The organism is Hyphomicrobium sp., from assembly GCF_035572195.1.
GTDB lineage: Bacteria > Pseudomonadota > Alphaproteobacteria > Rhizobiales > Hyphomicrobiaceae > Hyphomicrobium_B.
The window spans coordinates 1-4,329 of the sequence record NZ_DATNBA010000136.1 but is presented as its reverse complement, the minus strand read 5'-3'; the positions used below and the strand labels follow the sequence as shown (position 1 = coordinate 4,329).

General features: G+C 59.5%; 4 protein-coding genes and 1 pseudogene. All 5 read right to left on the bottom strand.

Annotation, left to right across the window (positions count from 1 at the left end):
* Positions 1–488: pseudogene (locus VN623_RS11635) on the bottom strand (glycosyl transferase); the annotation flags it as partial.
* A 9-nt stretch (positions 489–497) separates the two neighbouring features.
* Positions 498–1,655 carry a glycosyltransferase gene (locus tag VN623_RS11630; protein ID WP_325571156.1) on the bottom strand — a complete coding sequence of 386 codons (1,158 nt, stop codon included), beginning with the start codon at positions 1,653–1,655 and terminating at the stop codon, positions 498–500.
* Positions 1,656–1,739: 84 nt separating this feature from the next.
* Entirely contained in the window at positions 1,740–2,525 is a 786-nt protein-coding gene (locus tag VN623_RS11625; protein ID WP_325571155.1) for a WecB/TagA/CpsF family glycosyltransferase, read from the bottom strand.
* Between the two features lie 101 nt (positions 2,526–2,626).
* Entirely contained in the window at positions 2,627–3,952 is a 1,326-nt protein-coding gene (locus VN623_RS11620; protein WP_325571154.1) for a VpsF family polysaccharide biosynthesis protein, read from the bottom strand.
* Positions 3,953–3,983: 31 nt separating this feature from the next.
* Positions 3,984–4,329: hypothetical protein (locus tag VN623_RS11615; RefSeq protein ID WP_325571153.1), on the bottom strand; the 346-nt coding region annotated here is incomplete at its 5' end.

Sequence of the window (4,329 nt, the reverse complement as noted above, 5' to 3'; positions counted from 1 at the left end):
TTGAAGTGGTTCGCAACCGACGGCCGATAGAGGCGAATGTCGGCATCGCCACGGACGTAGTGTTTCAGTTCGGCGGCGGTTTTTTCCGAGTTGACGAGAAAATGTCTCAGCGCCCGCACGGCGAGCCGAAATTGAGGAGCCATGTAGAGGCGTGCCTTGGTGCTCAAGTCGCAGCGTCGCGTCAGCAAAAGCATATCATGGACATAGAGCGTGACACGGTTGGGGAAGAAGGCGAAGAGGGGCGAGGGCGGGAATCCCGGAAACACAAACCGCGCGCGTGGATGAATGAGGGCCAGCAGCGGCAGCACGATCTGCTGCTTGAAGATCATCGACGCAACACCGCGGGCCCTGACCGGTTGAAGTTCGGCGCCTTCGAATGCGACTTTTTCGAATTGCTCGATCGCGATGCGCTCGATGCCGGTTACGTGCCGTCCGACATGTGTGAGGTCGAGAAAGACTCGGGCAGGTGGTGAGGTTCGATGACTCATCGTGTGCCGCTACACGACTTCGCGGGTGAAGGGACCGGCGTCCGAAATGACCTCGGGCATGATCACCGGGGCCGGTGCTTCAGCAACAACACCGTGCTCGTGCAGTATCTTTCGGATCAACGCCTCGTAGGTCGGCACGCGCACGTCGAATGAAAATTCATCGGCCCTCCGGCGGCGGTCCAGCGGATCTCCCGGTTCGTCGAGTGCATCTTTCAGCGCGTGCGCCAGTTGCAGTTCGTTTCCGACGGCGACGATGCGACCATAGCGGCCGTGAAGTAAAATTTCCTGTGGGCCGGAGCAAGCGGTGGAGACAACCGGCAGGCCGTAGGCCAGCGCTTCGACGATGACGTTCCCGAACGGTTCGGAGTTCGATGAGAGGACAAAGCATTTGGCGCTGGCATAGTGACTCCACGGCTCCTTGCTGTAGCCCGGAAGGATGACGCGCTTCTTCAATCCAAGCCGCGCGATCTCGTTGCGGAGTTTGCCTTCCTCCGGCCCCTTGCCGAGAATGATGAGCTTTGCGCCAGGGCGTTCTAGGCGGGCGAAGGCCCGAATAAGTGTTGTGAAATCTTTTTCAGGGACAAAGCGACCGACTGCCAGCAGCGTGTCGGGACGTGCCTTTAATTCAATCGCGCTCGGAACATCGGCAGAAGACGGAAAGAAGACGGGATTGAGTATCGTAATCGTGCGGTCCTTGCGCGCGCGCCAACCATTGACGAGTTTTTCTCTGAGGCCGTCAGAGACCGCCACGGTGCTGTCGGCAAGAGTGCTGAGTATCGGCAAGCCGAAGTAACTCACGAAGCTCAGAACGCCGGTCGTCCATTCTCTGAAACCATGATAGGTGATGATCGTGCGAACGTTCGATCGCGCCAAGGACTTGGCGAGCAGCAGCTTCAGGTTCGATCCGCCGACGGCGGAAAGCGCGATATCTGGCTTTTCGGCTCTGAGGACGTTCGCGAGGTTGAGGACCGAACGCCAGTGGTTGCGCCCCAAGGTATGAACCGGAATTGTCGCGTCGAGGTTGGCGCGATTGTCATCGGCTTCGAAGTCTTGCGCGAACACCACGTCAAAGCCGCGATTCTTGATCGCGCTTGCGAGACACGACCACAGCCGCTCGGCGCCGCCGTCGACCAATCCGTGCGTATAAAATAACACTTTTGCGGGCATGTTGAGGTCTATGGCAGGTCTTGGCGGTTCGATCGACCGCGTCCGCGGGATTTGCTGAATATTGGCTTATGGCGATGCTGGACGTCAGCCCGGCGGCTTTGCGAGGAGGTGGCGCAACGGAGCCAGAAGGACGACATCGGCGAATACGACCACGCATTCCGCATACCGTCTTGCAAGCCTGCGTGGATTTGTCATCAGGCGCCACGCCCATTCCAATCCGTTGTTTCGGATTGCTTCGGGGGCTCGGACCTGGGTGCCGGCGAGGAAGTCGATCGCCGCGCCGATGCATATCATGCCGCATGCGAGACCGCTCTGGCGGGCGTGCTCAGCGAAGATTTCCTGCTTAGGCGCGCCGAGGGCCACGAAGCAGAGCTTAGCTCCGGAGCGTGCGATGTCGGCAATCGCAAGCACGGCTTCCGGTCCTTCGGGATCGAAGTCGCGGGACGGAGCCTGGGTACCTACGATATCCAAAACGCCATCCGTAATATCGCCAAGTTCGCGCACGGCTTCGGTCAAGACCTCGCCAGACGAGCCGAAGAGAAAGACGGGCAACCCCGCATCAGCTGCGGCCTGCGCCAGCGGCACAAGCAGGTCGGCACCGGTAGCGCGATCGACCGTCGCGTTCTGGTAGTGCGCCAGCCACGCAACCGGCGCACCGTCGGCCGTTACGATATCGGCGTTGCGATAGGCTTGGCGGAATTTCTCATTGCCCCGGAGTTTCACGAGGTGGTCCAGGTTCATCGTAAAGACTGTGAACGGCTCGCCTGCCTTGGCTGCACCGATGGCAGACTGTAACGCGGCATCGAGGTTCGGCGTGTTGATCGGCCAACGATCGACGTGAGCGAGGGCGGGTTTCGCTGTTAGCGCCATTATCGAACGTGCTCACTGTTGCGGGCGCACCGTTGAGGTGCTTCGCAATCAAGAGAGCAATATTCGTGCCTGCCTCCGGCGCCGTCGCTCGCGACTAGGTGTCAGGCAGAGACGGTAACTTTACTGGTCATCATGTGGGACGAGCGGCGAACTGACCGGTGCGCCATTTCAATTTGCGGTCGGCGGAACATCACCAGCATCATCAGCAAGAGCTCTGCAAAGACCGTCGATTTCGACGAAAGACTGACGGACGTGGAGGCTACGAGAAAGAAAAAGACAAAGACCCAGATGCCGCCGGGACGAATGGAGCGCAGGACGTCTCTGCAGAATAGGAACAGCGCTGCGAAGAACGCTAGTCCCGGAATGATACCGTAGCTCAGGACGAACGATATCCAGAAGCTTTCAATGCCGAAATCGAGATCGTAGATGCGTTTCAGAGTGGCCATCTGGTCGGGATCTGGTGCCAACAGCAACTCGTACCACGAGAGGTGCTGGAACAATTCGAACATATAGACCCGCGCTTCGGCGCTGCCCTTATCATCGATGAAGCGGGCAAGGAACTGATCGAAGAAACCGGCTTCGACCAGCGTGGTCAAAGCCAGCGCGACGATCGGAATCACGATCAATGCCGTCAAGACAGCTGTCTTGTCGAACCGTTCGCCGCGCAGAATTCGAAGCCCGCCGCGAGCCGCAAGCACACCGAGCAACACCAGCAAGATGACCGAGGAGGCGCGGCCGCCGAATACGACCATTGCGGCGGCATTGACGATGAAAGCGCCGGCGGCGAACGGCTTCGGTAAATCCTTGGCGCCGCCAAGCGCCAACGACAGGAGATAAGCACCGGTTAGGCTGGCGTTTGCGAGGGGGTGTCCGAGCAATGCCGTCGAACGCCAATCGTCGGCGATGACCATGCCGCTGGCAACGATTGGTGTCAGGCGTTCGCCGCTAATGAATTCTCCGATGCCGATCACGGCATTCAGCACCATCAACGAGTGGATGAGCCAGACGAAGCGGCAGGCGCGTTCCTTGCGCATGTCCTTGAACAGAAAGAAGACCATCACCGGCGCGAGGAACGTATCAAAAAAAGCCGTGAACGGCAGGCCGACGATCTTGATCGAATAGGCGATCAAGATCCCGATCATCGCGACAAACAGAGCGGTGCCCGGATAACGGTCCAATGCTCCGATGATTGCCGTCAGCGGATTACCTTGCATGAGCCCGGCGAGAAGCAGCGTCGCCGCCGCGACGAACGTCGCGGGATGGATCTTCTCGAAAACGTTGCCACCTGCTTCATCGTAGTTGAAGCCCCAGTTCAGAAGCGTCAGCGTCGAGATCGTCAAATAAAGGGTTGCAACGACTGCGAGGGCGAGGCCGATCAAGCGCCCGTCCGGAGGGAAACGCCGGTGGCGGCTGGTCGTCGCACCCATATCATCCGCCCTTTTGCTACCGGCTGCCGGTTCAGATCGTCTGGCCACGAGCCATCGTCAAAACGCCGCCGGCGATGCGATCACGGGCGGGCTCCAGAATTTGCAGCGTCCTGTCAATATCATTGCGTGTCGTGACATTGGCGTGTGCGACGATCATCAAGTGGTCCGCCGCCGGGACGAGGCTCGTCAAGGACTCGTCTTCCAGGACGCCGCCGGCATCGATGATGACGAGATCGTAGTTCTGGCTGAGACCATTGAGACCGGCGACGAGACGGTGACGCTGTTGCGTTCTCAGAGATCGCAGGTCGGCCAGCGCGATCGGCAGGAACGCGAGGCCGGTCCGCGTATCGCGCGTCGTTATCTGGTTCAGGTGATCC

Coding starts and splice junctions, on each gene's coding strand:
- VN623_RS11630 (WP_325571156.1), bottom strand. CDS start 1,655: ATGCCCGCAAAAGTGTTATTTTATACGCACGGATTGGTCGACGGCGGC.
- VN623_RS11625 (WP_325571155.1), bottom strand. CDS start 2,525: ATGGCGCTAACAGCGAAACCCGCCCTCGCTCACGTCGATCGTTGGCCG.
- VN623_RS11620 (WP_325571154.1), bottom strand. CDS start 3,952: ATGGGTGCGACGACCAGCCGCCACCGGCGTTTCCCTCCGGACGGGCGC.